The organism is Streptomyces sp. NPDC053541 (genome assembly GCF_044544705.1).
Classification (GTDB): domain Bacteria; phylum Actinomycetota; class Actinomycetes; order Streptomycetales; family Streptomycetaceae; genus Streptomyces.
This window is the reverse complement of record NZ_JBITXM010000010.1, coordinates 120,766-147,237: the sequence shown is the minus strand read 5'-3', so window position 1 is coordinate 147,237 and position 26,472 is coordinate 120,766. Positions and strand designations below refer to the sequence as shown.

27 protein-coding genes are annotated in these 26,472 nt (G+C 74.6%); 7 read left to right on the top strand and 20 right to left on the bottom strand.

What is annotated here, in order from left to right; translation table 11 throughout:
• Positions 1–78: 78 nt before the first annotated feature.
• The 7 genes from ACIGW2_RS25315 to ACIGW2_RS25285 all read right to left on the bottom strand — a co-directional run bounded on the left by ACIGW2_RS25315 (position 79) and on the right by ACIGW2_RS25285 (position 7,368).
• Positions 79–1,341: an alpha/beta fold hydrolase gene (locus tag ACIGW2_RS25315; RefSeq protein WP_392172492.1), complete on the bottom strand. Its 1,263-nt coding sequence runs from the start codon at positions 1,339–1,341 to the stop codon at positions 79–81.
• A gap of 414 nt (positions 1,342–1,755) precedes the next feature.
• On the bottom strand, positions 1,756–2,487 hold the full coding sequence (locus ACIGW2_RS25310; protein WP_399846130.1) for a lysophospholipid acyltransferase family protein: 732 nt from the start codon (positions 2,485–2,487) through the stop codon (positions 1,756–1,758).
• A gap of 183 nt (positions 2,488–2,670) precedes the next feature.
• Positions 2,671–3,279, bottom strand: coding sequence for a hypothetical protein (locus ACIGW2_RS25305; protein WP_391656563.1), 609 nt, complete (start codon positions 3,277–3,279; stop codon positions 2,671–2,673).
• Positions 3,276–4,451, bottom strand: a complete 1,176-nt coding sequence (locus ACIGW2_RS25300; RefSeq protein WP_391656564.1) for an ROK family glucokinase — start codon at positions 4,449–4,451, stop codon at positions 3,276–3,278. The genes ACIGW2_RS25305 and ACIGW2_RS25300 overlap by 4 nt, the downstream gene beginning before the upstream one ends.
• Positions 4,452–4,487: 36 nt before the next feature.
• Entirely contained in the window at positions 4,488–5,300 is an 813-nt protein-coding gene (locus ACIGW2_RS25295) for an ATP-binding cassette domain-containing protein (protein ID WP_361577822.1), read from the bottom strand.
• The gene (locus ACIGW2_RS25290) at positions 5,297–6,352 is read right to left on the bottom strand and encodes an ABC transporter permease (RefSeq protein WP_391656565.1); all 1,056 of its coding nucleotides are present in this window, start codon (positions 6,350–6,352) and stop codon (positions 5,297–5,299) included. The genes ACIGW2_RS25295 and ACIGW2_RS25290 overlap by 4 nt, the downstream gene beginning before the upstream one ends.
• On the bottom strand, positions 6,349–7,368 hold the full coding sequence (locus ACIGW2_RS25285; protein ID WP_391656566.1) for a sugar ABC transporter substrate-binding protein: 1,020 nt from the start codon (positions 7,366–7,368) through the stop codon (positions 6,349–6,351). The genes ACIGW2_RS25290 and ACIGW2_RS25285 overlap by 4 nt, the downstream gene beginning before the upstream one ends.
• Positions 7,369–7,597: 229 nt before the next feature.
• Between ACIGW2_RS25285 and ACIGW2_RS25280 the strand changes: the two genes are divergently transcribed.
• Positions 7,598–8,605, top strand: coding sequence for a Gfo/Idh/MocA family oxidoreductase (locus ACIGW2_RS25280; RefSeq protein ID WP_399846123.1), 1,008 nt, complete (start codon positions 7,598–7,600; stop codon positions 8,603–8,605).
• Between the two features lie 7 nt (positions 8,606–8,612).
• Here ACIGW2_RS25280 and ACIGW2_RS25275 read toward each other — a convergent pair whose 3' ends face one another.
• Genes ACIGW2_RS25275 through ACIGW2_RS25260 form a run of 4 tightly spaced genes read right to left on the bottom strand, consistent with a single transcriptional unit; the run spans position 8,613 to position 12,147 of the window.
• On the bottom strand, positions 8,613–9,038 hold the full coding sequence (locus tag ACIGW2_RS25275; protein ID WP_399846120.1) for a PaaI family thioesterase: 426 nt from the start codon (positions 9,036–9,038) through the stop codon (positions 8,613–8,615).
• 5 nt (positions 9,039–9,043) lie between these two features.
• A complete protein-coding gene (locus tag ACIGW2_RS25270; RefSeq protein WP_399846117.1) occupies positions 9,044–10,225 on the bottom strand; it encodes a cytochrome P450 in 1,182 nt (393 codons plus the stop codon).
• 9 nt (positions 10,226–10,234) lie between these two features.
• Positions 10,235–10,918, bottom strand: coding sequence for a response regulator (locus ACIGW2_RS25265; protein WP_391656569.1), 684 nt, complete (start codon positions 10,916–10,918; stop codon positions 10,235–10,237).
• The gene (locus ACIGW2_RS25260) at positions 10,915–12,147 is read right to left on the bottom strand and encodes a sensor histidine kinase (protein ID WP_399846113.1); all 1,233 of its coding nucleotides are present in this window, start codon (positions 12,145–12,147) and stop codon (positions 10,915–10,917) included. The genes ACIGW2_RS25265 and ACIGW2_RS25260 overlap by 4 nt, the downstream gene beginning before the upstream one ends.
• A gap of 155 nt (positions 12,148–12,302) precedes the next feature.
• On the opposite strand from ACIGW2_RS25260, the gene ACIGW2_RS25255 reads away from it, so the two are divergent.
• A complete protein-coding gene (locus tag ACIGW2_RS25255) occupies positions 12,303–12,521 on the top strand; it encodes a hypothetical protein (RefSeq protein ID WP_391656571.1) in 219 nt (72 codons plus the stop codon).
• A 19-nt stretch (positions 12,522–12,540) separates the two neighbouring features.
• Here the strand turns inward: ACIGW2_RS25255 and ACIGW2_RS25250 are convergent, their stop codons facing one another.
• Both ACIGW2_RS25250 and ACIGW2_RS25245 read right to left on the bottom strand, forming a co-directional pair.
• Positions 12,541–13,425, bottom strand: coding sequence for a maleylpyruvate isomerase family mycothiol-dependent enzyme (locus tag ACIGW2_RS25250; protein ID WP_399846109.1), 885 nt, complete (start codon positions 13,423–13,425; stop codon positions 12,541–12,543).
• A gap of 87 nt (positions 13,426–13,512) precedes the next feature.
• Positions 13,513–14,439, bottom strand: a complete 927-nt coding sequence (locus ACIGW2_RS25245; RefSeq protein WP_391656573.1) for a DMT family transporter — start codon at positions 14,437–14,439, stop codon at positions 13,513–13,515.
• A 222-nt stretch (positions 14,440–14,661) separates the two neighbouring features.
• Here ACIGW2_RS25245 and ACIGW2_RS25240 point away from each other — a divergent pair, with 222 nt between their 5' ends.
• Entirely contained in the window at positions 14,662–15,402 is a 741-nt protein-coding gene (locus tag ACIGW2_RS25240; RefSeq protein ID WP_391656574.1) for an SDR family NAD(P)-dependent oxidoreductase, read from the top strand.
• A 287-nt stretch (positions 15,403–15,689) separates the two neighbouring features.
• On the opposite strand, the gene alc is transcribed toward ACIGW2_RS25240, so the two are convergent.
• Both alc and allB read right to left on the bottom strand, forming a co-directional pair.
• Entirely contained in the window at positions 15,690–16,805 is a 1,116-nt protein-coding gene (gene alc / locus ACIGW2_RS25235; protein WP_391656575.1) for an allantoicase, read from the bottom strand.
• A 1-nt stretch (position 16,806) separates the two neighbouring features.
• Positions 16,807–18,090, bottom strand: coding sequence for an allantoinase AllB (allB, locus tag ACIGW2_RS25230; protein WP_399846509.1), 1,284 nt, complete (start codon positions 18,088–18,090; stop codon positions 16,807–16,809).
• Positions 18,091–18,477: 387 nt separating this feature from the next.
• Between allB and ACIGW2_RS25225 the strand changes: the two genes are divergently transcribed.
• Positions 18,478–19,287: an IclR family transcriptional regulator gene (locus ACIGW2_RS25225; RefSeq protein WP_361577858.1), complete on the top strand. Its 810-nt coding sequence runs from the start codon at positions 18,478–18,480 to the stop codon at positions 19,285–19,287.
• A 73-nt stretch (positions 19,288–19,360) separates the two neighbouring features.
• Here ACIGW2_RS25225 and ACIGW2_RS25220 read toward each other — a convergent pair whose 3' ends face one another.
• Together ACIGW2_RS25220 and ACIGW2_RS25215 are read right to left on the bottom strand one after the other, a co-directional pair.
• Positions 19,361–20,047 carry an ABC transporter ATP-binding protein gene (locus ACIGW2_RS25220; RefSeq protein WP_399846102.1) on the bottom strand — a complete coding sequence of 229 codons (687 nt, stop codon included), beginning with the start codon at positions 20,045–20,047 and terminating at the stop codon, positions 19,361–19,363.
• Positions 20,044–21,126, bottom strand: coding sequence for an ABC transporter permease (locus ACIGW2_RS25215; RefSeq protein ID WP_391656578.1), 1,083 nt, complete (start codon positions 21,124–21,126; stop codon positions 20,044–20,046). The genes ACIGW2_RS25220 and ACIGW2_RS25215 overlap by 4 nt, the downstream gene beginning before the upstream one ends.
• A gap of 181 nt (positions 21,127–21,307) precedes the next feature.
• Between ACIGW2_RS25215 and ACIGW2_RS25210 the strand changes: the two genes are divergently transcribed.
• The 3 genes from ACIGW2_RS25210 (at position 21,308) to ACIGW2_RS25200 (ending at position 24,873) form a co-directional block, all read left to right on the top strand.
• On the top strand, positions 21,308–22,993 hold the full coding sequence (locus ACIGW2_RS25210) for a serine/threonine-protein kinase (protein ID WP_391656579.1): 1,686 nt from the start codon (positions 21,308–21,310) through the stop codon (positions 22,991–22,993).
• A gap of 87 nt (positions 22,994–23,080) precedes the next feature.
• Positions 23,081–24,250: a sensor histidine kinase gene (locus ACIGW2_RS25205; RefSeq protein WP_391656580.1), complete on the top strand. Its 1,170-nt coding sequence runs from the start codon at positions 23,081–23,083 to the stop codon at positions 24,248–24,250.
• On the top strand, positions 24,247–24,873 hold the full coding sequence (locus tag ACIGW2_RS25200; protein WP_361577873.1) for a response regulator transcription factor: 627 nt from the start codon (positions 24,247–24,249) through the stop codon (positions 24,871–24,873). Before ACIGW2_RS25205 ends, ACIGW2_RS25200 begins: the two co-directional genes overlap by 4 nt.
• A 47-nt stretch (positions 24,874–24,920) precedes the next feature.
• Here the strand turns inward: ACIGW2_RS25200 and ACIGW2_RS25195 are convergent, their stop codons facing one another.
• The 3 genes from ACIGW2_RS25195 to ACIGW2_RS25185 all read right to left on the bottom strand — a co-directional run bounded on the left by ACIGW2_RS25195 (position 24,921) and on the right by ACIGW2_RS25185 (position 26,383).
• Positions 24,921–25,394 carry an amphi-Trp domain-containing protein gene (locus ACIGW2_RS25195; protein WP_391656581.1) on the bottom strand — a complete coding sequence of 158 codons (474 nt, stop codon included), beginning with the start codon at positions 25,392–25,394 and terminating at the stop codon, positions 24,921–24,923.
• A complete protein-coding gene (locus ACIGW2_RS25190; protein ID WP_361577879.1) occupies positions 25,391–25,843 on the bottom strand; it encodes a hypothetical protein in 453 nt (150 codons plus the stop codon). Before ACIGW2_RS25190 ends, ACIGW2_RS25195 begins: the two co-directional genes overlap by 4 nt.
• A gap of 183 nt (positions 25,844–26,026) precedes the next feature.
• Complete coding sequence (locus ACIGW2_RS25185; protein WP_391656582.1) at positions 26,027–26,383, bottom strand: DUF5955 family protein; 357 nt, start codon at positions 26,381–26,383, stop codon at positions 26,027–26,029.
• Positions 26,384–26,472: the final 89 nt, after the last annotated feature.

Below are 26,472 nucleotides of genomic sequence, written 5' to 3'. Positions count from 1 at the left end.
GGTGTCCCGGCGATCCGGCCGGAGGCGGGGACTGCCCGCCGGCGGGGAGGCGCGGCTCCCCGCCGACGGGCCCGGCGGTCAGGCCGGTGGGGTGGTGTACTCCTCGATCACGCGGCGGACGACGCGCTGCGCGCTCTCCGCGGCCGGGAGGCCGGAGTAGAGGGCGGTCTGGAGGAGGATCTCGCGCAGTTCGTCGGGGGTGAGGCCGTTGCGGAGGGCGGCGCGGGTGTGGTCGGCGAGGGCCTCGTGGTGGCCGCCGGTGATGAGGGCGGCGAGGGTGACGGCGCTGCGGGTGCGCCGGTCGAGGCCCTCGCGGCTCCACACCTCGCCCCAGGCGAAGCGGGTGACGAGGCTCTGCAGCTCGGTGCCGAAGGGGTCGGCGAGGGCCTCGTCGACGTGGGCGTCGCCGAGCACCTCGCGGCGCAGCTTGAGCCCGCTCTCGTACGGGTCGGGGCGGGCGTCCGCCTCCTCGGCGGGGGCCGCGGGGGCGAGCTCGCCGGCCGGGACGACGGGCGCGGAGACCGGCGGCACGCCGGGCACCGCAAGGGAGCCGGTGGACTCCTGGGCGAGCGGGGCGAAGTGGCCGGTGAGCAGCTCGGTGACGGCGGCGGGCTGCTCGACGGGCGCGAGGTGGGAGGCGCCGGGCACGACGGCGAGCCGGGCGTCCGCTATCCCGGCGACCAGGGTGCGGGCCTCGGCGGGGCCGGTGATCCGGTCGTCGGCGCCGACCAGGACGAGCACGGGGATGCCGATCCGCTCCAGGGCCTCGCGGACGTCGAAGACGGCCAGCGCCTCGCAGGCGGCGATGTAGCAGCCGGGGTCGGTGGTGCGGACCATCTGCACGGCCCAGTCGACGATGGCCGGCTGGGCGCCGGCGAAGGCCGGGGTGAACCACTGTTCGGGCGCGGTGCGGGCCATCGGTTCGAGGCCGTTGGTGCGCACGAGGACACCGCGCTGGCGGAACTCGTCGGGGGTGCCGAAGCGGGGCGAGGTGGCGACCAGGGCGAGCGAGGCGACCCGGTGCGGGGCGCGCAGCGCGAGGTCGAGGCCGATCGCGCCGGCGAGCGCGCAGCCCGCGTAGCCGAAGCGCTGGATGCCGAGCTCGTCCAGGGTGGCGAGCAGCCGGTCCCCGAGCTCGGCGACCGAGTCGGCGGGGTGCGCCGGGGCGCCGCCGTGACCGGGCAGGTCGAAGCGGACGACCCGCCAGGAGCGGGTCAGTTCGGGGATCTGGCGGTCCCACATGTGCCAGGTGGTGCCCAGTGACGGCCCCAGGACCAGGACCGGGGCGTCCTCTCGCCCGTCGACACGGTATTGCAGGGTGTTCGTCGGTGTCTCGCTCACCCGCTAGACCCTCTCATCTCTCAGGACCGGCCCGGCGGCCGGGGCACGGCCACGCCGTCCGCACCGGCCCCCCGCCGGGTCGCCGACCGCTACCTTTCCGCACGTCAGAGGTGTGGCGGAGCTCACCCCTTGGTGAGTTTCAGCCTCACATGATGTCAGGTCCTCGCGTCCTTCCCATGCCCCGGTCGACAACTCGTGGAACGACCCGGACGCTCCGCGCTCGGGCCCGCGCCGCGGCGGGGGTGCCGGCATGAGGATCAGCGCCTCGGTCTTCCGGACCGCCCTCACCGCCCTCACGCCCCGTGACGTCCGGGCGGGTGGGGACGCGGTGTCCGCGGGCGGCGGGTCCCGGGGTGAGCGGGCCCCGGCTCTCGTTTCCGCGCCGTTCCGCGTTCGTCCGGCGGCGTCGGGGGCTCAGGCGGCCGCCCGGCCCGACTGGGCCCCCTCCCCCGCCGGCGCGGGCGCGGGCGCGGGCAGCGGGAGCACGGCGGCCGTGGCGGCCGGTTCGCCGAGCCGGGCGGCGGCCTCCCGCCAGGCGGCGGTGACCGCGCGGTGCGCCCGGGCGGTACGGGCCGGGGCGTCGCCCGTGAGGGAGAGCGGGCGGCCGACGTGGACGTGGAGGTCGGGGCGGCGCAGCGGGGCGGTGGCGAGGCCGGCGAGCTGCTTGGCCGGGCCGCCGGAGATCAGCCGGCGGGCGCCGGCCTGGCCGATCGGGACGAGCGGGGCGCCGGTGCGCAGGGAGAGCCGGGCGATGCCGCTGCGGAAGGCCTCGGGGGGCGCCTCGGCGGCGTCCTTGCGGGCGGGCAGTCCGCCCTCGGGGTAGATGAGCACCAGCCGGCCCGCGGCGAGCGCCTCGGCCACGCGGTCGAGCGCCTCGGCGGCGCGGGCGCTGCCCCGGTGCACCGGGATGTGGCCCTCGCGGGCCAGGGCCCGGCCGAGCCAGGGCACCTTCCAGAGGCCGGCGGTGGCGGCGACGACGGGTTCGACGCCGAGCCGGTGCAGGGCGGCGAGGACGACCGCCGGGTCGGCGAGCGAGGTGTGGTTGGCGACCAGGAGGGTGCCGGGTGCGAGGGCGGCCCGCGGGTCGGTGGTGACGCCGAGGCGGGCGAAGGCCGGCAGCAGGTGTCCGGAAAGGCGGCTGAGCATGGGGTCCCCCCGAGGTCGGCGACGTTCCTGCCGCCATGCTCGGCCCGGGCGGGCCCCGGCCGCCTGAGTCGGGCTACTCAGCCGCGCCCGGCGCCGTACCCAGAGCACATCACCCCACCCCCGCGCCGTACCCGGGACGCATCGCCCACCCCCTCCCCCGCGCCGTACCCGGCGCGCGGGCGCTCAGGGGGAGGTCGTCGAGACCACGTACACGTGCGGGAAGGCCGGGTCCGTGAGGTCGACGGTGATGTCGGTGTGGGGGCGCGGGCGCTCGCGGGTGACGGTGACGCCGGACCAGGCGCGGTCGGGGGTGAAGTTCCAGCCGACGATGTCGGCGTCGCGGCTGCCGACGGTCACCTCGCCCGGCCTCAGGGCGGCGCGGCTGCCGCCGCTGTCGGCGAGGAAGGTGTCGAGGCCCGCGGCCGTGGTGGTGAAGTGGACGTAGAGGCGGCTGGTCTTCCAGTTGCTGGTCTCGTAGTAGGCGACGTGCCAGGCGCCGGTGGGGATCGGGATCTCGAAGACCCGGCGCTTCATCTGGGAGGGCCAGTTGTTCTGGAGGCCGACGACGGAGGACTCGCGCTCCTTGTCCCGGCCGCTGTCGCGGCTCTGGCCGGCGGAGATCACCAGATAGCCGGCGGGGATGCCGATGAGCAGCACGATGGTGAGCAGGGTGAGCACCCGGCGGCGCAGCATGTGGCCGCGCTCCTCCGGGAGCTTCCCGGCGGTCGTGACGGCGGGGAGTTCGCCCTGCTCGGTGTGCTCCGGCGGCAGGGTCGGGTGGGGCAGGGTCATGACTGCGGGTCCTGGGTGGGGCGGGTGCCGCGCTCGGTGGTGGCGCCGCGCAGGGCCTGGGCGTAGCGGCCGTAGCGCTCGTAGCGCTCGACCCGGCGGCGGTTGGCGCGGCGGAAGCGGCGGGCGACGAGGCGGGCGAGGTCGGCGGCGCCGACCATGCCGGCCTCGGGGCCGAGCTGGGCGCGGGCGATCCGGGCCTCGGGGCGGTAGCCGCGGCCGGTGAGGTGACGGCGGAAGGCGTCCCGGGCGGGGCCGATGAGCAGGTCGTCGGCGGCGGAGACGCCGCCGCCGATGACGAAGCAGGAGGGGTCGAGGGCGGCGGCGAGGTTGGCCAGGCCGACGCCGAGCCACTGGCCGATGTCCTGGAGCAGCTCGACGCACATGGCGTCGCCCTCGCGGGCGAGCTCGGTGATGAGCGGGCCGGTGATGTCGGGGACGCTGCCCTTGACCCGCTCGATGATGCCGTGGGCGACCGGGGAGTCGGCGGCGGCCAGCTCGCGGGCCTCGCGGACCAGCGCGTTGCCGGAGCTGTACTGCTCCCAGCAGCCGCGGTTGCCGCACGGGCAGCGGTGGCCGCCGGGGACGACCTGCATGTGGCCGAACTCGCCGGCCACGCCGTACTTGCCGCGCTTGACCTGCCCGTCCTCCAGGATGGCGCCGCCGATGCCGGTGCCGAGGGTGATCATGACGAGGTGGTCCTCGCCGCGGCCGGCGCCGAAGCGCCACTCGGCCCAGGCGGCGGTGTTGGCGTCGTTGTCCACCATGACGGGGACGGCGAGCCGGTCCTGGAGGGCGTCCCGGAGCGGCTCGTTGCGCCAGGCGAGGTGGGGGGCGAAGAGCACCCGGGCCCGGTCGGCGTCGACCCAGCCGGCCGCGCCGATGCCGACGGCGTGCACGTCGTGCCGGTCGGAGAGGTCCAGGACCAGCTCGACGATGGTGTCCTCGACGACCTTGGGGCTCTTGGACTTGTCGGGGGTCTCGGTGCGGACCTTCTCCAGGATGTTGCCGTCGGCGTCGACGACCCCGGCCATCACCTTCGTACCGCCGATGTCGATGCCGACGGTCGGCACGCGGGGCGCGGTGAGGTGCGAGCGCCGCTCCCGGGTGCCGACGGTCCGCAGGACGGTGCCGCGGGAGGCGCCCCTGAGCGTCAGGTCACGGTAGGTACTCATCGGCTCGATTCTGCCAGGTGGGGTGTGAGGGGCGCGTTACGAACCGGAGGGCCGTTCCAGTTCGTGGCGGAGGTCCTCGAGCTCGCTGCCGCCGGCCATCTGGCGGGTCAACTCGTCGAGGGTGATGGAGTCCTTGGTGTGGCTGCCCGCCATGACGCCGCGCTTCAGGAGGACGAAGCGGTCGCCGACGAGGTAGGCGTGGTGCGGGTTGTGGGTGATGAGGACCACGCCGAGGCCCTGGTCACGTGCGGCCGCGACGTACTTGAGGACCACGCCGGACTGCTTGACGCCGAGGGCGGCGGTCGGCTCGTCGAGGACCAGGACCTTGGCGCCGAAGTGCACGGCGCGGGCGATGGCCACGCACTGGCGCTCGCCGCCGGAGAGGGTGCCGATGGGCTGGTCGACGTCGCGCAGGTCGATGCCCATGCGCAGCAGAGCCGTACGGGTGGTCTCCCGCATGGTCGCGACGTCGAGGCGCTTGAAGGGGCCCTTGCCGAGGGTGGGCTCGGAGCCGAGGAAGAAGTTGCGCCAGACGGGCATCAGCGGGACCACGGCGAGGTCCTGGTAGACGGTGGCGATGCCGCGGTCGAGGGCGTCGCGCGGGTTGGCGAGGGTGACCTCCTCGCCCTCGATGCGGAAGCTGCCGGCGTCGTGCCGGTGCAGGCCGGCGACGATCTTGATGAGGGTGGACTTGCCGGCGCCGTTGTCGCCGAGGACGCAGGAGATCTCCCCCGCGTTCACCTCCAGGGAGACCCCTTCGAGGGCGCGGATGTTGCCGTAGTACTTGCTGACGGCGTCGAGCTCGACGAGCGGGCTGGCGCCGGTCTCGGGCACGGTCTCGGTCGTCACTTGGCCGCCTCCACGCGCTTGCGGATCCAGGCGTTCAGGAGGGTCGCGAGCAGCAGCATGGCGCCCAGGAAGAACTTGAACCAGTCGGGGTTCCACTCCGCGTACACGATGCCCTTGCCGGTCATGCCGAAGATGAGGGCGCCGACCGCGGAGCCGATGGCGGAGCCGTAGCCGCCGGTGATCAGACAGCCGCCGATGACGGCCGCGATGATGTAGATCAGCTCGTTGCCGACGCCCTCGCCGGACTGGACGACGTCGAACGAGAAGAGCAGGTGCTGGCCGGAGATCCAGGCGCACAGGGCGACGCCCATGTAGAGGCCGATCTTGGTCTTGTAGACCGGGACGCCGACCGCGCGGGCGGCGTCGGCGCCGCCGCCGACGGCGAAGATCCAGTTGCCGAAGCGGGTGCGGAGCAGGATCCAGGTGGCGACGGCGACCAGGGCGAACCACCACAGGATGGTGACCTTGAGCTCGACCCCGCCGACCGTCCAGGTGGAGGCGAAGAGCTTGCGGGCGGAGGGGAAGCCCTCCATGTCGGCGATCGACTTGGTGGAGACGGTGCCGCTGATCAGCTTGGTGAAGCCGAGGTTCAGGCCGGTCAGCATGAGGAAGGTGCCCAGCGTGATGATGAAGCTGGGCAGCTTGGTGCGGGTCAGCATGAAGCCGTTGAACGCGCCGATGGCGAGGGTGGCGAGCAGCGAGACGCCGACGCCGACCCAGACGTTCGCGGTCATCTGGTAGCTGAACATCGAGGAGATCAGCGCCGAGCTGGTGACGAGGACGCCTGCCGAGAGGTCGAACTCGCCGCCGATCATGAGCAGCGCGACCGGCACGGCCATGATGCCGATGGTGGAGGCCGCGTACAGCACCGTGCCCAGGCTGGAGGCGCGCAGGAAGCTGTCCGCGACGATCGCGAAGAAGGCGAAGACGGCGACGGCGCCGACCACCGAGCCCAGCTCGGGGCGGGCCAGCAGCTTCTTCACCGGCGAAGTGCGCAGCAGGCGCTCGTCGACGTGGTCGAGGCCGTCGGTGGGCGGGGAGGCGGCGCTCATCGGGTGCCCCGCTCGGTGTAGTCCTTCAGCGCGCCGGCCTGGTCCTTGGTGATGATCTGCGGGCCGGTGAGCACGGGCTTGCCGCCGCCGAGGACGTCGGCGTTGTAGCGGTAGAGCCAGAGCAGGTCGACGGCCTGGTAGCCCTGGAGGTACGGCTGCTGGTCGACGGCGAAGCCGAGGGTGCCGGCCTCCAGGGCGGTGGCGACCTTGGCGTTGAGGTCGAAGGTGTCGACCTCGGCCTTGCTGCCGGCGCTCTTCCGCGCCTGGACGGCGGCGTCCGCGAAGGGCGCGCCGAGGGTCACGACGGCGTCGACGGACGGGTCGGACTGGAGCTTGGCGAGGATGGAGGCCTGGACGTCGGGCATGTTGGTGCCGTCGACGTAGAGGTTCTGCAGCTCGCCGCCGAAGGTCTTCTTCGCGCCGGCGCAGCGCTGCTCGTGCCCGACGTTGCCCTGCTCGTGCAAGACGCACAGGGCCTTCTTGCGGCCGCGCCGGTCGAGCTCCTCGCCGACGGCCTCGCCGGCCACGGTCTCGTCCTGGCCGATGTGGGTGAGGGCGCCGAAGGCCTTGGACTGGTCGGCGCCGGAGTTCACGGTGATCACCGGGATGCCGGCCTTCACGGCCTTCTCGACGGAGGCCTTCATCGCGTCGGGCTTGGCGAGGGTGACGATGATCCCGTCGACCTTCTTCGCCACGTACGAGTCGATGAGCTGGGCCTGCTGCTGCGCCTCGTCGCTGTGGGCGTAGAGGAAGTTGATGTTGTCCTTGACGGCGGCCTGCTTGGCGCCGTTCTGGACGATGTCCCAGAAGGTGTCGCCGTCGCCCGAGTGGGTGACCATGGCGAAGGTCCACCGGGGGGTGTTCACGGCCGCCCTGCCCTGGGCGGCGGCCGCCTTGCGGGCGTCCTCCGCGCGCTTGCCGCCGGTGCTGCTGCATCCGGCGAGCGCGGCGGTCAGCGCCACCGCGAGCACGGCGCCGACGGCCGCGCGTACCCCTCCTGTAGGAACCCTGGTCACGAGGCCGTGCCCTCCTTTGTGTCCTTCTGCGTGCATTGCAGTATCGGTCATGGGGGGCGCGCCGATCTTCAGCGGGGCCCGGTCCCAGGCGGACGGCCTACCCACGGGTGAGCCCGGGGAAGCACGGGAGCGGTGGCGGAGGGCCCGGTGCGGCCGGGTCCGCGGGGGCCCGGTGCGGTTGGCCGGGGGCTTCCTTGACACCCGGGGCGAGGGGCACGACCTTGGGGCCATGCGGATCGGACTGGTCGGAACGGGGCGGATCGGCGGTTTCCACGCGGGGGTGCTCGCGCGGCACCCGGAGGTCGAGGCGCTGGTCCTGGCGGACGCCGACGCGGCGCGGGCCGCGCGGGTCGCGGGCGCGCTGGGCGCGGAGGCGGCGCCGGACGTCGAGGCGCTGTTCGCGCGACACGCGCTCGACGCGGTGGTGATCGCCTCGGCGACGGCGGCGCACGCGGAGCTGATCGGGCGGGCCGCGGCGGCCGGGCTGCCGGCGTTCTGCGAGAAGCCGATCGCGCTCGGCATACCGGGGACGCTCGGGGCGCTGCGGGCCGTCGCGGAGGCCGGGACCGAGCTGCAGCTGGGCTTCATGCGGCGCTTCGACGCCGGGTACGGGGCGGCCCGCCGGGCCGTCGCCGAGGGGCGGCTCGGCCGGCTGCACACCGTGCGGACGGCGTCCTCCGACCCGGCGCCGCCGCCCGCCGCGTATCTGCCGCTGTCGGGCGGGCTGTTCCGGGACTGCATGGTGCACGACTTCGACATCGTGCGCTGGGTGACCGGCCGGGAGGTCGTGGAGGTGTACGCGCGTGGCTCGGACGCCGGTCCGGAGATGTTCCGCGCGGCGGACGACGTGGACACGGCGGCCGCGCTGCTCACCCTGGACGACGGCACGCTGGTGACGGCGACCGCGACCCGCTGCAACGGCGCCGGGTACGACGTGCGGATGGAGCTGGCCGGGGAGCTCGCCCAGCTCGCGGTGGGCCTGGACGAGCGCAGCCCGCTGGAGTCGGTCGAGCCGATGGGCCCGCCGCCGCCCGCGAAGCCGTGGCCCGGTTTCCTGGAGCGGTTCGCGCCGGCGTACGAGGCGGAACTGGACGCCTTCGTACGGCTGGTGCGCGGCGAGGGCGTGAACCCCTGCGACGGGCGGGAGGCGCTGGCGGCGCTGCGGATCGCGGAGGCCTGCGAGCTGTCCCGCCGGGAGCACCGCCCGGTGCCGTTGGCGGAGGTCCCGGCGGACTGACCGCGGATCAGGCGGAGTTGAGCACCGTCCCCTGGGCGACCGCGCACAGCGTCTCGGTGCCCTCCGCGTCCGCGCAGAACACCTCGCAGCGCACCACCGCCTGCCGCCGCCCGGCGTGCACGACGCTCGCGCGGGCGCGCAGCACCGCGCCGACGGCGGGGCGCACGTACTGGATGGAGAAACCGGCGGTCAGCACGGAGGGGCCGAGCGCCGCGCCCGCCGCGAAGGTGAGCGCGTTGTCGGCCGCGTACGAGAGCACGCCGCCGTGCACGTATCCGTTCTGCTGGCGGTGCTCCTCCCGGAGGTCGAGCTCCAGGGTCGCCGCGCCGTCGCCGAAGGCGGTGATGCGGGCGCCGAGGAGACGGCTGAAGGGCTGGGCGTCGAGGACCTTGCGGGCGAGGTCGAGGTCGAGTTCGGCGGGCACGGAGGTCATGGGGGTCACCATACGACCGGGAGGCGCCGCGTGCCGCGGATCAGCAGACCGGGCAGCCACTCCAACGGGCCCGCTTCGGGGTCGAGTTCCAGCCGCGGGAAGCGCTCCAGCAGCGACCGGATGGCGATCTTGCCCTCCAGGCGGGCCAACGGGGCGCCCAGGCAGTAGTGGATGCCGTGGCCGAAGGCGAGGTGGCCGCGCGGGTCGCGGTGGACGTCGAAGCGGTCGGGGTCGGCGAAGCGGTCGGCGTCGCGGTCCGCGGCGGCGAGACCGACGAGCACCACGGAGCCGGCGGGTATCACCGTCCCGGCGAGCTCCACGTCCTCGCGCGCGAAGCGGTACGTGGCCGCCTCGACCGGCCCGTCGAAGCGCAGGCCCTCCTCGATCGCCGCGTCGACGAGGCCGGGGTCGGCGCGCAGCGCGGCCGACTGGTCGGGGTGGGTGAGCAGCAGCCGTACGGTGCCGGCGATCAGGTTCACCGTGGTCTCGTGGCCGGCGATGAGCAACAGATAGGCGAGTGCGCGGAGTTCCGGGAGCGAGAGCCGGTCGCCGTCCTCGGCGCGCGCGGCGATGAGCGCGGACAGCAGGTCGTCCTGAGGGCCGCCGGCACGCTTGTCCTCGATGAGCTCGTCGAGGTAGCCGCCGAAGCCGTCGACGGCCTCGCGTTCGGTCAACGCTCCCGTGGGGGCGACGAGTTCGTTCGACCAGGCACGGAAGGAGTCGCGGTCGGCGGCGGGGACGCCGAGGAGTTCGCAGATGACGGTGATCGGCAGCGGGAAGGCGAAGGCGTCGACCAGGTCGGCGCGGCCGGCCGGGGCCATCGCGTCGAGGAGTTCGTCGGTGAGCTGCTGGATCCTGGGACGCAGCGCCGCCACCCGGCGGGCGGTGAACTCGCCCGCGACGAGCCGGCGCAGCCGGGTGTGGTCCGGTGGGTCGACGGTCAGGAGGTTCGGGCCGATGACCTCGACGTCCAGCGGCACGAAGTCCAGGACGGCGGTGGGGTCCTTGACGAACCGCTGGTCGGCGAGGGCGGCGCGGGCCTCCTCGTACCCGACGACCAGCCAGGCGGGCACCCCCTCCGGGGTGACGATCTCGTGGACCGGGCCGGAGGCGCGGAGCTGGGCGTAGGCGGGGTACGGGTTCGCGGTGAAGTCCGCGCCGTACTGCCGCAGATCGGTGACCGACATCCGGTCACCCTAGTCGGCGGCCTCGCCGTCCGGGGGGTCGAGCAGGCCGGCGTCGTGGACCAGCAGCGCGATCTGGACACGGTTGTTGAGGCCGAGTTTGGCCAGAACGCGCGAGACGTGGGTCTTGACGGTCGGCACGCTCAGGTACAGGGCGGCGCCGATCTCGGCGTTGGAGTGGCCGCGGCCGACGCCGACGGCGACCTCCCGCTCGCGTTCGGCGAGGAGGCCGAGGCGCTCGCGGGCCCTGGTGCGGCGGGGCGGTTCCTCGGGGCGGCCGGCGACGTGGCTCATCAGGCGGCGGGTGACGGCCGGGGAGAGCACGGGGTCGCCGGCGGCGACACGGCGGACGGCGGTGACGATCTCGGCGGGCGGGGTGTCCTTGAGGACGAAGCCGGCCGCCCCGGCACGCAGGGCGCGCAGCACCTGCTCGTCGGCGTGGAAGGTGGTGAGCACGACGACCTCGGGGGCGCCGGGCCGGGCGCGCAGCCGTTCGGTGGCGGTGAGGCCGTCGACGCCGGGCATGCGGATGTCCATGAGGACGACGTCGGGGGCGTGGCGGTCGACGAGCGCGGGCACCTCGGCGCCGTCGGCGGCCTCCCCGACGATCTCGATGTCCTCGGCGCCGCCGAGCATGAGGGAGAGGCCCGCGCGGACCAGGGGGTCGTCGTCGACGACGATCAGCCGGATGGTCATGCGGGCCACGGTAGCCAGGCGCGCAGCGCGAAGCCGCCGTCGGGGGCCGGTCCGTGCGTCAGCCGGCCGCCGGCGAGGGTGGCGCGTTCGGTGAGCCCGATGAGGCCCTGCCCGGAGCCGGGGACGGGCGGGACGGGTCCCTCGGGCGCGGGGTTGCGCACCTCGACGGTGAGTCCGTCGCCGGGGCGGCCGCGCAGGGTGAGGGTGACCTCGGTGCCGGGGGCGTGCTTGCGGGCGTTGGTGAGGGCTTCCTGCGCGATCCGGTAGACGGTGCGGCCGGTGGCGGCGGGCACCCGGTCGGGGTCGGTGACGGTGGAGTCGAGGACCACCTTCATGCCGGCCTCGCGGACCTCGTCGACCAGGGTGCCGAGGGTGGCCAGGGTGGGCTGCGGGCGGTCCTCGGCGCCCTCGCCCGGGGAGCGCAGCACGCCGATGATCTCGCGCAGGTCCTGGAGGGCCTCGTGGGCGCTGTCCCGGATGACGCCGGCGGCGCGGGCGACCTGCTCGGGCGGGGCGTCGGGCCGGAACTCCAGGGCGCCGGCGTGCACGCTGAGCAGGGTCAGCCGGTGCGCGAGCACGTCGTGCATCTCGCGGGCGATGGCCTCGCGGGCGAGCCGCTGGGCCTCCTTGGCGCGCAGTTCGGCCTCGGCCTCGGCGCGCAGGGCGCGGTCACGCAGCGCCTCGACGAGGAGGCGGCGGGAGCGCACGAGCATGCCCCAGGCGGTGACGAGCAGCACGAGGACGACGCCGACGCCGATGTTGAGGGCGGTGGCGGTGCCGGGGTCGGGGCGGGCGAAGACCTGGACGGTGGAGGCGGCCATGGCGAGCAGCCCGATCCAGGCCACCTGCCGGAACGGGCGGCGCACGGCCACGCTGAACAGGCTCGCGAGCAGCGCGCCGCCCGCGGTCGGCGCGACCACGGTGACCAGGCTGAGGGCGACGGCGAGGCCGACGGGCAGGCGGCGGCGCAGCCAGACCGCGACGCAGGCGAGGCCGCCGACGACCTGGTCGGCGAGGGCGACGGCCTCGCTGTTGTACTGCGCGCTGGTCTCTGCGGCGAGCAGGCCGACGAGCGCGGCGAGCAGGAACATCACCGTGTCCACGACCCAGTCGCGCACGGTGCGCCGGGGCCGCTCCGCCGGCCGGTCCCGGCCGCCGTCGCGGGAGGCCTGGACCAGATGGGAGGGGAGCAGCCAGGTGTGCCGCTCCGGGCGGGCCGCGGGTGTCATACCGGAAATGTACGCAGGCGGGCGCCGGGGCGCGGGCCGGGGAGCGCCGCCCGATACCAAGGTCGGGCGGCGCGCGACTCAGGTCGTACGGGAGGTTCCGGAGGGGATACCCGCGGCCGACGCGGGGCGGGGCGCCGGTGGATCATGCTCGGGGCATGAAGAGGTTTCTGGAGGTCACGGGTTTTCTGTTGACGGTCTTCGGGGTGTGCGGGGTGATCCGCGAGCTGACCGACGGCTGGTTCCGGCTGATGGGGGTGACCCGCTTCCTGACCGAGAACGTGTGGTTCCTGGCGGAGCACGCGCTGTTCGCGAACATCGTGGTCACCGCGCTCGGTTTCGCCCTGATGGTGATGTCGGACCGGGTCCGGAAGTGAGCCCCGGGGCCGCGGCTCGTCAGGGGCTGGCGATGAGCCGGCCGAGGCGGTGGGCCAGCCAGGGCCTGCGGCCGCCGGCCCGGAGCCGGCCGAGGGCGACCGCCCGCCAGATCGGCGTCCGCCGGAAGGAGACGAGCAGGAAGGTGGCGGGGTCGGCGGTGATGCGGCAGTCGTAGCGCCGGGGCGGGGCGTCCCGGGTGACGGTGGCCCGCCCGTCGGCGACGACGACCGCGAGGCGGGGTCCGCCGGTGAGGGCGAGGTCGAAGGCGAGGTCGACGCCGCGCGCCCGGACCGGGTCCAGGGCCAGCGGCATCACGGTCGGCATCGCCTGTCCGAGCACCAGCCGGGCCTCGTCGGGGCCGATGCGCCAGGGCAGCCGGGCGCCGCGGGCGATGTCGAGGCCGTGCACCAGGCTCTCGCTGAGCAGCAGCCCGGTGGCGGTGGCGAGGGTGAGTTCCGCGCCCTCCCCGTACCAGGGCGCGAGGACCGGGGTGTCGGGGGCGAGGCCGCGGGTGGCGCGCAGGAAGGTCGCGCCGCGTTCGGCGACGACCTCGCCGAGCCGGGCCCGCTCCTCGGGGCCGAAGAGGGCGATCGAGGTGGCGTTGAGGTCCCGGATGCGTGCGGCGAAGGTGGGCGCGCCGGCGGGCAGCAGGGCGTCCCAGTCCATGGGCTCGTCGGTGACGATGGAGCAGAACGCCAGGTGGGCGGCGGCGAGGTGGGCCCCGGCGTCGCCGACGCTCCAGCCGGGCAGGCCGGAGGGCGCGTCCGGGTCGGGCACGTCCCCGAGGAGGCGGACGAGCCGGGCGTTCACGTCCGCCAGGGCCGCGCGGGTCCTCTCGTGCTCGACGGCCGGATCGTGGCCGCCGTCGGTGCCGGTGGTGCCCCTGGTGCTGTCGGTGCCCATGACCACTCCCCCGGGCCTGTCGCGGCCCGGGCGGCCGCGGACGGCCCGCAGATTACCGCCGGGTAGCACCGATCGGTAGGGGGCCGGTCAGACCTCGGCCTTGTCGGCGGCCCGGCGGCCCCATGCGGTGCCGGCGAGGACCAGCACCCCGCCGGCGAGCCCGAGGGTGCCGGGGCGGTCGCCGGCGAGCGCGATGCCGGCGGCCGCGGCCCACAGGGGTTCGGTGCCGAGCAGCAGGCTGACCCGGGACGGCGAGGTGCGGCGTACGGCCCACATCTGCACGAAGAAGGCGAAGAGCGTGCAGAAGACCGAGAGGAAGAGCAGGCCCGCCCACTCCCCCGGCCCGAAGTCCGCGGCCGCCGCCCAGGGCGTGGCGCCGGTGCCGGGCACGGCGCACAGCAGGGCGAAGACGGCGACAGCGGAGCCGAGCTGGACCGTGGTGAGGGAGAGCGAGTCGGCGCTCCGCACGGCCTTGATCCGGGACATGGCGAGCACGTGGACGGTACGGGCGAGGGCCGCGAGCAGCATCAGCAGGTCGCCGAGGGACGGGGCGGTGAAGCCCCCGCCCTGGGTCAGCAGGATCACGCCGGTCACCGAGAGCGCGGCGGCGGCCAGGAAGGCGCGGGGCGGCCGGACGCGGGTGACGGCGGCCTCCGCGAGCGGCGTGAAGATCATGGTGAGGCTGATGATCAGCCCCGCGTTGGTGGCGGAGGTGTGGACGACGCCGTACGTCTCCAGGAGGAAGATCCCGGCGAGGATCAGGCCGAGGACGGCGGCCCCGCGCCACTGAGCCGCGTCGAGGGCCCGCAGCCTGCGCCATCCCGCCGCGACCAGGACGGGCAGCACGATCGCGAAGCGCAGGACGAGCACGGCGAGCACGGTGTGCGCGGTGGTGACGCCCTTCGCGGCGAGGTAACTGGCGCCCCAGACCACGGCGACGAGCAGGACCGGCAGGTCGGTGAGCCAGGCGCGGCGCGGGGCGCCGAGGGGCAGGGGGGCGGCAAGCGACGACATCTCGTCTCCGACTCGGGGGGTGCGGTGGAGACTTCGGCGGCTCGCACACGGGAGAGGGTGATCACCGTACCGGCGAGGGGCCGGTGGTGGCTACACCTTTCCCGCGCCCCCGCTCCTCCGGCTCGGTGTCCGTTTCCCGCCAGCACGACCCACCCGCTCCCCGTTTGATTGAACCCGCAACGACAAAGGGTCGAAGCACCAGCGAGACACGAGGAGTTCGAGATGTCCACGATGCGCGACAAGGCGGTCCTGGTCACCGGCGGCAGCCGGGGCATCGGCGCGGCGATCGCCGTCCGCCTTGCCGAGGAGGGCGCGCACGTCGCCTTCACGTACGTACGGGAGGAGGAGCGGGCCCGCGAGGTCGCGGCCCGGATCGAGGCGGCCGGCGGCAAGGCGCTGCCGCTGCGCGCGGACGCGGCCGACGCCGGGGACGCGGCGGGCGCGGTGGAGTGGGCGGCGGACGCGCTGGGCGGGCTCGACGTCCTGGTGAACAACGCGGGCGTCGGCGTGATCGCCCCGCTGGAGTCGCTGACGCTCGCCGAGGTGGACCGGGTGCTGGCGGTGAACGTCCGCGCGACCTTCCTGGCCTCGCAGGCGGCGGCCGCCCGCATGACGGCGGGCGGCCGGATCGTCACGATCGGCACCTGCATGACGCAGCGGGTGCCGGGGCCGGGCGGCACGCTGTACGCGATGAGCAAGACGGCGCTCGTGGGGCTCACGAAGGCACTGGCCCGTGAGCTGGGCGGGCGCGGCATCACCGCGAACATCGTCCACCCGGGCCCCACGGACACCGACATGAACCCGGCGGCCGGCCCGTTCGCCGCGGACCAGGCGGCCATGACGGCCCTCGGCCGCTACGGCACGGCCGCCGAGGTCGCCGCGGCGGTCGCCTTCCTGTCCGGCCCGGACGCGGCGTACGTGACGGGCGCCGAGTTCTCGGTCGACGGCGGCCACGCGGCCTGAGCCGTAGCCCTACCCGGACCGGGGTCCTTCACCCCGACGAGCCCCGACCCGCCACCCGTCGGACCTCGGCGAGTGAGCCGAAGGGCGCGCCGGGGGAACGACCCCGGCCGCGCGCAGCCCCCGAGGAACGAGGGGGCGAGCACGGTCGGGGTCGTGAGCCCGGCACTCAGCGCCCGGAGGCGAACCGAGCCCCGAAAAACACAGGAGGGCGCACCGGTGCTGTCGGGTCGGTGCGCCCTCGCGGGCCGGGCGGGGTGTCGTTGCCCGCCCAGTTCAGGGGGAGCCGGTCAGCCGCCGAGCTCCTGGTGGCGGGCCGTCAGCCGCGCCGTGCCCGCTTCGGTGAGCGAGCCGAAGAGGCGCAGGCGGGAGATGCCGCCGTCGGGATAGATGTCGATGCGGACGCGGGAGCCGACGGCCGGGGTGTCGAGGACGAACCGGTGGTTGGTGTCGGGCTGGAGGCGGGTGCGGGGCAGGATCTCGGTCCAGTCCTCGGAGCCTTCGGCGGCGACGGAGAGCGCGGCCCAGCCGGCGCTGTTGCCCTTGAGGTAGGCGGTGTCGATCTCGACGGCGCGGATCTCGGCCTCGGCGGCGAGGCTGTAGCGGATCCAGTCGTTGCCCTTGTCGCGGCGGCGGCGGGTTTCCCAGCCGTCGTCCATCTTGCGGGAGCGGCCGGGCTGGATGGTGTTGGTGGCCGGGGAGTAGAAGCGGTCGGAGGCGTCCTCGACCTGGCCGCCGTTCTCGAGGGCGGCGAGGTCGAAGGTGCCGAGCACGCCGAGCCACCGCGGGTCGGGGGCGACTTCGCCGTACACGCGGAGGCGGGCGATGCCGCCGTCGGGGTGCTGGTTGACGCGGAGGTGGGTGAAGCGCTGTTCGACGTCGACGGCGAAGCCGTTGGCGGCGTGGCCGCCGATGGCGGTGCGCGGGACGAGGGTGGTCCACTTGACGTCGTCGGCGAGGAGGTCCTCGGGCGAGGGGGAGCCGGCGACGGAGGTGGCCTCGACGGAGACGGCCTGCGGGTAGTTGCCTCGGAAGTGGGCGGTGTCGACGACGATGCCGCGGATGACGCCGGGGGCGCCGAGGCGGACGAGGGCCCAGTCGTGGTCGTCCTCGGTGGGGTGGGGCTGCTCGGCGGAGACGCCGCGGCGGCGGCGGGTCTCCCAGCCGTCCATGATCTTGCCCTTGTGGCCGAAGTGCTCGGGGTCGAATTCGGCGGCCTCGGGCTTGAGCAGGTTCTCGCGCTCGGCGAAGAACTCGTCGTTGGCGGCGATGACGCCCGCGCCGAGGCGGCGGTCGGCGAGGTCGGCGTACTGGGTGAAGGGGAAGTCGGCCGTGCGGTAGTCGGCGTACGGGTCACCGCCGCCGTAGGGGCTCGCGTCGCCGGTGAAGGAGGGTATGGCGGACACGTCAGTTGTTCCTTTCGAGCAGGCGGCCGGTGGGTTCGGTCAGGGTGCCGTGGTCGTTGATGCGTTCGCCGCGGAGCCAGGTGGCGGTGACGACGCCGTGGAGGGTCTTTCCGGCGTAGGCGGTGACGCGGTTGCGGTGCTGGAGGTGGGCGGGGTCGACGGTGAAGGTGGCGTCGGGGTCGAGGATCGCGAAGTCGGCGTCGCGGCCGGGTGCGATGGCGCCCTTGTGGTGGAGTCCGGCGAGGCGGGCGGGGGCGGTGGACATCCAGCGGGCGAGGTCGGTGAGGTCGTGGCCGCGGCGGCGGGCCTCGGTCCAGATCGCGGGCAGGCCGAGCTGGAGGGAGGAGATGCCGCCCCAGGCGGAGGCGAAGTCGCCGGTCTTGAGGTCGGCGGTGGAGGGCGAGTGGTCGGAGACGATGCAGTCGATGGTGCCGTCGGCCAGGCCCTGCCAGAGCAGGTCCTGGTTGGCGGCCTCGCGGATCGGCGGGCAGCACTTGAACTCGGTGGCGCCGTCGGGGACTTCCTCGGCGGTCAGGGTGAGGAAGTGCGGGCAGGTCTCCACGGTGATCTTCACGCCCTCGGCCTTGGCGGCGGCGATGAGCGGCAGCGCGTCGGAGGACGACAGGTGCAGCACGTGGACGCGGGCCGAGAGCCGGCGGGCCTGGTCGATCAGGTTCTGGATCGCGGTGTTCTCGGCGGTGCGGGGCCGGGAGGCGAGGAAGTCGGCGTACTTCGCGCCCGGCTTCTGCGGGGCGGCGTCGAGTTCGTGGGGGTCCTCGGCGTGGACGATCATCAGCCCGTCGAAGCCGGCGATCTCGGCGAGCGAGGCGGCGAGCTGGTCCTGGTCGAGCTGCGGGAACTCCTCCACGCCGGAGGGGGACAGGAAGCACTTGAAGCCGAAGACGCCGGCGTCGTGCAGGGGGCGCAGGTCCTTGACGTTGTCGGGCAGCGCGCCGCCCCAGAAACCGGTGTCGACGTGGGCCTTGGGGCGGGCGGTGTCCTGCTTGATCCGCAGGTGCTCGACCGTCGTGGTCGGCGGCAGCGAGTTCAGCGGCATGTCGAGCAGGGTGGTGATGCCCCCGGCCGCGGCGGCCCGGGTCGCGGTCCAGAAACCCTCCCACTCCGTGCGGCCGGGATCGTTCACGTGCACGTGGGTGTCGACCAGACCGGGCAGGACCACGTCGTCACCGACGTCCTCAAGCCGCGCCCCGGCCGGGACCTCGGCGTCATGCGGCCACACCGCCACGATCGACCCGCCGGACACGGCGACCGACGCCGCACGCATCCCCTCCGGAGTGATGACACGCGTCGAGCGCAGGACCAGGTTGACGTCCACCCGTACCCCTTCTTCTTCCGCGAAGCAGAAATTCAACGAACTGTTGAAGGAGTCTGCGCGCGGGGCGACATGTCGTCAAGGGTGCTTTTTCAGGATCACCCCGTCCGCCCGGTCCTCGCGAGGGCCGATTGGACGTTTCCATGAAGTGGAATGACAATTTCGTACAGTAGAACGTAGCTCCGCACATGCGGGGTGGACCAGGACCCCTCAGGGCAGCCGCCGACATGGGACAAACACCCCCCTGACCGGCCCGGACGCCGCGACCTGGGCCGTGTGCCCGGCCCGGCGGCCCGGTAGGCTGCTGCCTTGCCCGCCTGCCCCGAAAGGACCGTTGCCGTGCCGACGTCCAGCGCCAGCACCACCGACGCCGCGAAGCCCGCCGCCGCGAGCGGTGGCGTCCAGTCCCTCGAGCGTGCCTTCGACCTCCTGGAGCGGATGGCCGACGCAGGCGGCGAGGTCGGGCTGAGCGAGCTCTCCGCCAGCAGCGGCCTGCCGCTGCCCACCATCCACCGCCTGATGCGCACCCTGGTCGCCTGCGGCTACGTGCGCCAGCAGCCCAACCGCCGCTACGCCCTCGGCCCGCGCCTGATCCGCCTCGGCGAGTCCGCCTCCCGGCTGCTCGGCACCTGGGCCCGGCCCTATCTGGCGCGGCTCGTGGAGGAGACCGGCGAGACGGCGAACATGGCGCTGCTCGACGGCGACGAGATCGTCTACGTCGCCCAGGTGCCGTCCAAGCACTCGATGCGCATGTTCACCGAGGTCGGCCGCCGGGTCCTGCCGCACTCCACCGGTGTCGGCAAGGCGCTGCTCGCCGACGCCCCGGCCGACGAGGTGCGCGCGCTGCTCGCCCGTACCGGCATGCCCGCCGCCACCGAGAAGACCATCACCACGCCCGAGGGCTTCCTGGAGGCGCTGGCGGCGGTCCGCGAGACGGGGTACGCGGTCGACGACAACGAGCAGGAGATAGGAGTCCGCTGCCTCGCGGTGCCGGTGCCGAACTCCCCCACCGCGGCGGCCATCTCCATCTCGGGCCCGGCCGGCCGGGTCACCGAGGCCGCCACCGAGAAGATCGTCCCGATCCTCCAGCAGGTCGCCCAGGAGCTGTCGGCGGCCCTGGTGAACACGGCGGGCAACGGCCAGGCCTGAGCCGCGGACGTACGAGAAGGGCGCCCGGAGCAGCGATGCTCCGGGCGCCCTTCCGCATGCCGGGTCCGGTGGCTCAGACCGCCGCGGGCGACTCCTCCGTCAGGCGCCCGTCCCGCACCGTCACCACCCGGTCCGCCCGTCCCAGGTGCGTGCGGTCGTGGGTGACCAGCACCGTGGCCGTGCCGCGCTCGGCGGTCAGTCCGGCGAGCAGCTCCATGACGGCCGCGCCGCGCTCGTGGTCCAGGGCGCTGGTCGGCTCGTCGACGAGGAGCACGGAGGGCTCGTTCATCAGGGCCCGGGCGATGTTGACGCGCTGGCGCTGGCCGCCGGAGAGCTGGTGTGGGCGCCGGTGCGCCTGCGCGCCGAGGTCCACGGCGTCGAGCAGGTCCGCAGCCCGCTCCCGTACCGCCCGGGCCGGCCGGCCGGACAGGTGCGCCATCACCTGGAGTTGTTCGAGGGCGGTGAGCGAGGGCAGCAGATTGGGCTGCTGGAAGACGATGCCGATCTTCTCCCGGCGCAGCTCCGCCCGGGCCGCCGGGGTGAGCGGGCCGGTGTCGGTGCCGGCCACGACGACCCCGCCGCTGTCCGGGGTGACCAGGGTGGCGGCGACGGCGAGCAGGCTGGACTTGCCGGAGCCGGAGGGGCCGACGACGGCGGCGAGCCGGCCCGCGGGGACGTCCAGACAGACCGCGTCGAGTGCGGTGAGCCGGCCGTCGCCGTCGGGGTAGGTCAGGGTGACGTGGTCGAGCAGCAGGCTCATCGGGCGCTCCCGAGGGCGGTCAGGGGGTCGACGGCGGTGATCCGCCGGATGGACAGGGCCGCGCCGAGCACACCGAGCACGATCATCACGGCGGCCGGGCCGAGCACGGTGAGCGGCTGGAGGACGAAGGGCACGTCGCCGCCGCTGATCAGGGCGCCGAAGCCGACGGCGAGCCCGGTGCCGAGCAGGGTGCCCGCCGCGAGCATGACGACGGCCTGCCCGAGGGCGTCCTTCAGGAGGTACGGGGTGGAGGCGCCGAGCGCCTTGAGGACGGCCACGTCGGCGCTGCGCTGAATGGTCCAGACGGTGAAGAAGGCTCCTATGACCAGCGCGGAGATGGCGAAGAGGAAGCCGCGCATCAGCTGGAGCGAGCCGTTCTCGGCCTGGTAGGACCCTATGGCGCCGAGCGCCTCGTCGACGCTCTTCGCCGAGGTCTTCAGGGCCGCGTCCCCGGCGGCCCAGTCGGCGCCGGAGCCGGTCAGGGCGATGACGGTGGCCTGCTCCTCGGCACCGGTGCCGCTGCGGCCCAGCCGCTGCCAGTCGCCGAGGGAGGTCCAGACGACGGGCGTGTGGCTGTACGAGGCGTCCCCGGCGACCGCGACGACGGTGGCGTCCACCGGCCCGAGCCGCACCGCGTCCCCGGCCCCGACGCCCAGCTCTTCGGCGGCCGAGCGCGACAGGACGGCCTTGCCCGGCCCGAGCCGCCCGCTCTCGGGCGCGAGGCCCGAGCCCGGCCGCGTACCGAAGGCGGAGAGGGCGGCGGTGCGGTCGCCGGCCGACGCGTTGAGGGTGCGGATGCCGAGCGGCTCGGCGCCGTCGACGCCGGGCCGGGCGGCCCAGCCGCGCCACTGGTCGGCGGTGACGGTCGAGTTGGTGAAGGAGACCGACTGCCCGGCGGGCGGGGCCGCGAAGGCCAGCCGGTCCGCGGGCAGGCCGGTGATCGCGGAGATGTTCTCCCGCGCGAGCCCGGCGGTCAGCCCCGACAGCAGTCCGACGAGCAGCGTGATCAGCACGATCACGGTGCCCATCAGGGTGAAACGCCCCTTGGCGAATCTCAGGTCTCTCCATGCCACGAACATGGCACCCAGACTGCTCGGCGGGGGCCGCCGCGGGCATCGCGCCACGGATGGCTCCGCCGTCAAACTTTCGGTTGATGCGGCGCAGCGCGGTCACCCGGCCGGACTTCCCGGTGAGGAGGGGATCACGACAGGGGCGTCACCTATACTCCAGCGCGTCGCGGAGCCGTCGGTTGGGGGAGACATGCTCGAGGCCGCGGAGGCACAGTCGACCCTCGGGGTGGCCTGGCTCGTCCTCCTGATCAGCGCCCTGGTCGTACGGCTGGTGTCGCTGCCCCTGCTGGTGCGCACGCAGCGTGCCGTCAGACAGCGGGAGGCGGCGGCCTTCTCCGGCGTCCGGTCCGGTGACGCCGAGTGGGCGGCGCCGTTCTTCGAGCGGACGCTGGCCGTCCTGCTCGGCATCGGTCTCCTGGCCTTCCTCGCCAACGTCGACGAGCCCGTCCACTTCCGGGACGACGTGTCGGCCGCCCTCTGGCCGCAGGGCGGGGGCAATCCGGTCGACCTCGGCAGCGTGGTCCTCTCGATGGCGAACGCGGACGGCGGCAGCCTGCCCGTCGACGCCTGGTGGGTGGGGGCCGCCTTCGCCGTCCTGTCCACCGTCCTGTGGGTCCTGACGCAGAAGGGCCTGCTCACCGCCGGCATGCCCGAGGGGCTGTGGCCGTCGTCCCGGACCCGCCTGCGGTTCATCGCCGGATTCCTGCTGCAAGCGGTGCTGCTGGTGGTCCTGCTGCCGGTCGCGGCGACGGCCGTGTTCCTGGTGTTCCACGCCGTCGCGCTCGTGACGAGCCGCCGGCACCCGCCCGTCGCCACGGCCGGCCCGACCCGCGCGCCCGTACCGACGATGCCCGCGGACGCACCGCGGTCCCCCGCGGCGCACGCCGCACCGGCGCACGCCGCCGCGCCGGCCGCGGGGGTCGTGCCGTCCGCCCGTCCCGCACCGGGGGCGCTCGACGTGCCCGTCGCCGCGCACGACCTCGGCGCGCACGAACCGCGGACCATCGGCACGTACCGGCTCCTCGGCAGGATCGGGGCCGGCGGCATGGGCACCGTCTACCTCGCCCGGCGGGACGGCTCCGCCACCCAGGTCGCCCTCAAGACCCTCCACCCCGAGCTGCTCGGGAACGCCGAACTGCTGAGCCGCTTCGAGCGCGAGGCCGAGGTGCTGTCCATGGTCTCCGGTGCCTACACCGCCCGCGTGCTGGACGCGGGCGTGGACTCCGGACGGCCGTACCTCGCCATGGAACTCCTCGACGGCCGGCCGCTCGACCGCCACCTCCGTGAGCTGGGCCCGCTGCGGGCCCCCGAGGCGCTCCGCGCCCTCGCCCTGGCGCTCGCCGCGGCGCTCGCCGCCGTCCACCGCCTCGGACTCGTCCACCGCGACCTCAAGCCGGGCAACATCATGCTCACCAGTGCCGGGCCGCGCCTGCTCGACTTCGGCATCGCGACGATCGTCGACCGCACCCGGCTCACCGCCACCGGCGGCGGGCCCGGCACCCTCGGCTACATGGCACCCGAGCAGTTCGAGGACGCCCCGACCGGACCGGCCGCCGACGTGTGGGCCTGGGCCTGCTGCGTCGTCTGCGCCGCGCACGGAGACAGCCCCTTCGCCGCGACCGGCATCGGCGCCGCGTACCGCCGCATCACGGAGGGCCTGCCGGACCCCGCCGCGCTCGCCGCCGTCGACGGCATCGCCCCGGACCTCGCCGCGGTCGTCCGCGAGGCCCTGAGCACGCGTCCCGAGGACCGCCCCGCCGACGGCGCGGCCCTCCTCGCCCGCCTCACCGGGGGCCCCGGACACACGGTGCCCGTGGCGCGCTCCGTGCACGAGGAGATCACCCGGGGCTGGCGCACCCTGGACCCCGGCGCCTGAGGCCCTCGCCGAGCCGCCGATTTCCAACTTTCGGTTGAGTCCGGATTGTCCGGACCACTCGCGCGGCCCGCCTACCCTGGACGGGTCATGGATCCCCGTTCGCTCACCCCCGCCCTGCGCGCCGTGCGCCTCTGCCTGCACCTGTTGGTGGCGGGGCTGCTGGTGCTCGCCGCGCTGCGTTCGCACTCCGCCGCCGGTGTGGTGGCGGCCGTCGTCACCGGGGCGGTGTACGCGGCGGGCTCGGTCCTGCCGGCGGTGCGGGAGTCCCAGCGGGCGGCGGCGGTGTGGCTGGGGGCGCTGTGCCTGGCGTGGCTGGTGCTGCTCTGGGTGACGCCCGAGGGGCTGTGGATCGCCTTCCCGCTGTACTTCCTCCAGCTGCACCTGCTGCCGGTGCGCTGGTCGCTGCCGGCCGTGGGGCTGACCGCGGGCGCGGCGATCCTGTCGTACGTGCGGCACGGGGCCGCGCTCAACCCCGGGGTCTTCATCGGGCCGCTGCTCGGCGCGGCGGTCGCGGTGGCGACGGTGCTGGGCTACCAGGCGCTGTACCGGGAGAGCGAGCGGCGCCGGCGGATGGTCGAGGAGCTGATCGCCACCCGGGCCGAGCTGGCCGCGGCCGAGCGGCACGCGGGGACGCTCGCCGAGCGGGAGCGGCTGGCCCGGGAGATCCACGACACCCTGGCCCAGGGCCTGTCCTCGATCCAGCTGCTGCTGCGGGCCGCGGAGCGGGCGCTGCCGGCGGACTCGCCGGCCGCCGGGCACATCGACGCGGCCCGCCGGGCCGCCCAGGACAACCTGGCGGAGGCGCGCCGTTTCGTACGGGCGCTGGCCCCGCCGGACCTGGAGCACGGTTCGCTGGCCGGGGCCCTGGAGCGGCTGTGCGGGGCGGCCGGTCCGGACGGTCCCCGGGTGCGCTTCGCGGTGAGCGGCACACCGGTGGAGCTGCCCACCCCGTACGAGGTGGCGCTGCTGCGGATCGCGCAGTCCTCGCTCGCCAACACGGTCCGGCACGCCGGGGCCTCCCGGGTCGGGATCACACTGTCCTTCATGGGCGGCTCGGTCACCCTGGACGTGGTGGACGACGGCGCCGGCTTCGACCCGGGGTCCGTGCGCCCGTCCTCGGCGGAGGGCGGGTTCGGCCTTCCGGCGATGCGCTCGCGCGCCGAGTCGCTCGGCGGCTCCTTCACCGTCGAGTCCGCCCCCGGCCAGGGCACCGCCGTGGCCGTCTCCCTTCCCCTCCCCGCTGGAGCCGAGGCATGACCGTCCGACTGCTGCTGGCCGACGACCATCCCGTCGTACGGGCCGGGCTGCGCGCCGTGCTCGACACGGAGCCCGGGTTCTCCGTGGTCGCGGAGGCGGCGACCGCCGAGCGGGCGGTGGAGCTGGCCGCCGCCGGAGGCGTGGACGTGGTCCTGATGGACCTCCAGTTCGGTGCGGGGATGCACGGTTCGGAGGCGACGGCGGCGATCACCGCCGTACCGGGCGGTCCCCGGGTCCTGGTGCTGACCACGTACGACTCGGACGCCGACATCCTGGCGGCGGTGGAGGCGGGGGCCTCGGGCTACCTCCTGAAGGACGCCCCGCCGGAGGAGCTGGCGGCGGCGGTACGCACGGCGGCGGCCGGCCAGTCGGCGCTCGCCCCGGCGGTGGCGCACCGCCTGATGGACCGGATGCGCACCCCGGCGGAGGCGCTGACCCGGCGCGAGCTGGAGGTGCTCCAGCTGGTCGGCGAGGGTCTGTCGAACCAGCAGATCAGCAAGGCGCTGTTCCTGAGCCAGGCGACGGTGAAGTCCCACCTGGTGCACATCTTCGCCAAGCTCGGCGTGGACTCCCGCACGGCGGCGGTGGCGGCGGCGACGGCCCGGCGGCTGATCCGCCGGTAGGGCGGGGCGTCGGACGGTCGCCGCCGGGTCGCCGCCGGGCGGTGGGCTCAGTGCTTGGCGCGGGCGCGCTTGGCGCGGCGTTTGGCGCGTTTGCCCTTGGGCTTGGCGGAGGAGCTCTTCGGTTTCGCCGAGCCGGGCTTCGGCTTCGGGGCCTTGTCCTTGGGCTTGGCGGCCTTGGCGTCGGGCTCGGTGGCCTTGTCCTTGGTGTCGGGCTCGGCGGGCTTGGCGCGCGCCTTCGTGTCGGGGTCCGCCGGCTCGGTGGCCGGCGGGAGGGGGATCGGCTCGCGGGCGCCGTCGCCGGTGCGCCACTTCAGCTCGATCTCCATCTCGATCTCGTCGCCGTCCACCTCGACCTCGACCTCGGTGCGGAAGCCCTCGGGGACCTTGAGGCTGAGCGTGCCGCCACCGAAGGGCAGCTCGGCCTCACCGCCCTTCTTGAACGCCTTGGCGAGCGAGGCGAGCAGCTCCGCGGCCTCCGCGTGGCCGAGCGCGCGCTTCTGCTCGAACTTCAGGTCGTTCACGAGGTCCTCCCGCCGGTGCCGGCGGCGGCGCCGTCTTCCTTCCGGGTGACGCACAGGGCCCAGATGATGAAGCCGGACATCGCGATCATGACGACCGACCACACCGGGTAGTACGGCAGCGAGAGGAAGTTGGCGATGATCACCAGGCCGGCGATGGCCACGCCGGTGACCCGTGCCCAGGTCGCCGTCATGAACAGCCCGATGCTCACCAGGACGGCGACGACGCCGAGCGCGAGATGGACCCAGCCCCATCCGGTGAGGTCGAACTGGAAGACGTACTTCGGTGTGGTGACGAAGACCTCGTCCTCGGCGATCGCGCTGATGCCGCGGAAGACGGCGAGCAGCCCCGCGAGGGCCAGCATGACGGCGGCGAAGGCCGTCAGCCCTTCGGCCCAGGCGTAGGTCGCCGGGCTGCGGGTGGTGCGCGTCGAAGCGTGGGTGGTGGCCATCTCGGTTCTCCTTTCCTCCCTCCCGGGTCCGTGTGCCGGGAGGGGCGCCGCTGCCGGCGCTCGTGGACGCGGTGGCCGTGTCCGGGCTCGGGGCCCGGCCTCCTCCCAGTCTGGCGAGGTTCCGGCACAACGGCAGGCCGAGGCGGAACCCCGCTGGGGTACTCGGAACGGAAAGGGGGCGTCTCAGGCCTCCGGATCGCGCCCGTCGCGGGCCGGGGGCACCGACGGCGGGCCGAAGAGGTCGACGGCGTGGCGGACCTGGGCGAGGGCCTCGGCGAGGGCGCTGACCGAGCCGAGGGCGCCGGCGACCAGGAGCAGGGAGCGGCGCAGCCGCCAGACCTCCGGGGCGCCGCCGGCGGCCATCGCGTCGAGTGCGGCGAGCTCGTCCTCGGCGATGCCCCGGTCGGCGAACTCCCTGGGGTGTCCGGCGAGTTCCCGGCGGAGCCGGGACACGGCGGCGCGCAGCGCGGACACCCTCGGGTCCACGCCGTCCGCGGTCACTCGCCCGGTCACTCGCCTCTGCCCCACGCTCCGCACCATGGCCCCCTCGTACGATGTCGCACCGACCCGTCGGACGGTGGTCAGGCGCCGGGGGTCGCGGGTCAGTCAACACCTCAGTGCGCCCGGCG

Excerpts from the sequence above, each read along its gene's own strand:
- ACIGW2_RS25275 (WP_399846120.1), bottom strand. The coding sequence starts at position 9,038 with ATGACCTCCGTGCCCGCCGAACTCGACCTCGACCTCGCCCGCAAGGTC.
- ACIGW2_RS25290 (WP_391656565.1), bottom strand. The coding sequence starts at position 6,352 with ATGAGCGCCGCCTCCCCGCCCACCGACGGCCTCGACCACGTCGACGAG.
- ACIGW2_RS25270 (WP_399846117.1), bottom strand. The coding sequence starts at position 10,225 with ATGTCGGTCACCGATCTGCGGCAGTACGGCGCGGACTTCACCGCGAAC.
- ACIGW2_RS25200 (WP_361577873.1), top strand. The coding sequence starts at position 24,247 with ATGACCGTCCGACTGCTGCTGGCCGACGACCATCCCGTCGTACGGGCC.
- ACIGW2_RS25305 (WP_391656563.1), bottom strand. The coding sequence starts at position 3,279 with ATGACCCTGCCCCACCCGACCCTGCCGCCGGAGCACACCGAGCAGGGC.
- ACIGW2_RS25185 (WP_391656582.1), bottom strand. The coding sequence starts at position 26,383 with ATGGTGCGGAGCGTGGGGCAGAGGCGAGTGACCGGGCGAGTGACCGCG.
- ACIGW2_RS25245 (WP_391656573.1), bottom strand. The coding sequence starts at position 14,439 with ATGTCGTCGCTTGCCGCCCCCCTGCCCCTCGGCGCCCCGCGCCGCGCC.
- ACIGW2_RS25280 (WP_399846123.1), top strand. The coding sequence starts at position 7,598 with ATGCGGATCGGACTGGTCGGAACGGGGCGGATCGGCGGTTTCCACGCG.
- ACIGW2_RS25310 (WP_399846130.1), bottom strand. The coding sequence starts at position 2,487 with ATGCTCAGCCGCCTTTCCGGACACCTGCTGCCGGCCTTCGCCCGCCTC.
- ACIGW2_RS25240 (WP_391656574.1), top strand. The coding sequence starts at position 14,662 with ATGTCCACGATGCGCGACAAGGCGGTCCTGGTCACCGGCGGCAGCCGG.
- ACIGW2_RS25260 (WP_399846113.1), bottom strand. The coding sequence starts at position 12,147 with ATGACACCCGCGGCCCGCCCGGAGCGGCACACCTGGCTGCTCCCCTCC.
- ACIGW2_RS25210 (WP_391656579.1), top strand. The coding sequence starts at position 21,308 with ATGCTCGAGGCCGCGGAGGCACAGTCGACCCTCGGGGTGGCCTGGCTC.
- ACIGW2_RS25250 (WP_399846109.1), bottom strand. The coding sequence starts at position 13,425 with ATGGGCACCGACAGCACCAGGGGCACCACCGGCACCGACGGCGGCCAC.
- ACIGW2_RS25215 (WP_391656578.1), bottom strand. The coding sequence starts at position 21,126 with ATGTTCGTGGCATGGAGAGACCTGAGATTCGCCAAGGGGCGTTTCACC.
- ACIGW2_RS25220 (WP_399846102.1), bottom strand. The coding sequence starts at position 20,047 with ATGAGCCTGCTGCTCGACCACGTCACCCTGACCTACCCCGACGGCGAC.
- ACIGW2_RS25300 (WP_391656564.1), bottom strand. The coding sequence starts at position 4,451 with ATGAGTACCTACCGTGACCTGACGCTCAGGGGCGCCTCCCGCGGCACC.
- allB (WP_399846509.1), bottom strand. The coding sequence starts at position 18,090 with ATGCGTGCGGCGTCGGTCGCCGTGTCCGGCGGGTCGATCGTGGCGGTG.
- ACIGW2_RS25190 (WP_361577879.1), bottom strand. The coding sequence starts at position 25,843 with ATGGCCACCACCCACGCTTCGACGCGCACCACCCGCAGCCCGGCGACC.
- ACIGW2_RS25255 (WP_391656571.1), top strand. The coding sequence starts at position 12,303 with ATGAAGAGGTTTCTGGAGGTCACGGGTTTTCTGTTGACGGTCTTCGGG.
- ACIGW2_RS25265 (WP_391656569.1), bottom strand. The coding sequence starts at position 10,918 with ATGACCATCCGGCTGATCGTCGTCGACGACGACCCCCTGGTCCGCGCG.
- ACIGW2_RS25205 (WP_391656580.1), top strand. The coding sequence starts at position 23,081 with ATGGATCCCCGTTCGCTCACCCCCGCCCTGCGCGCCGTGCGCCTCTGC.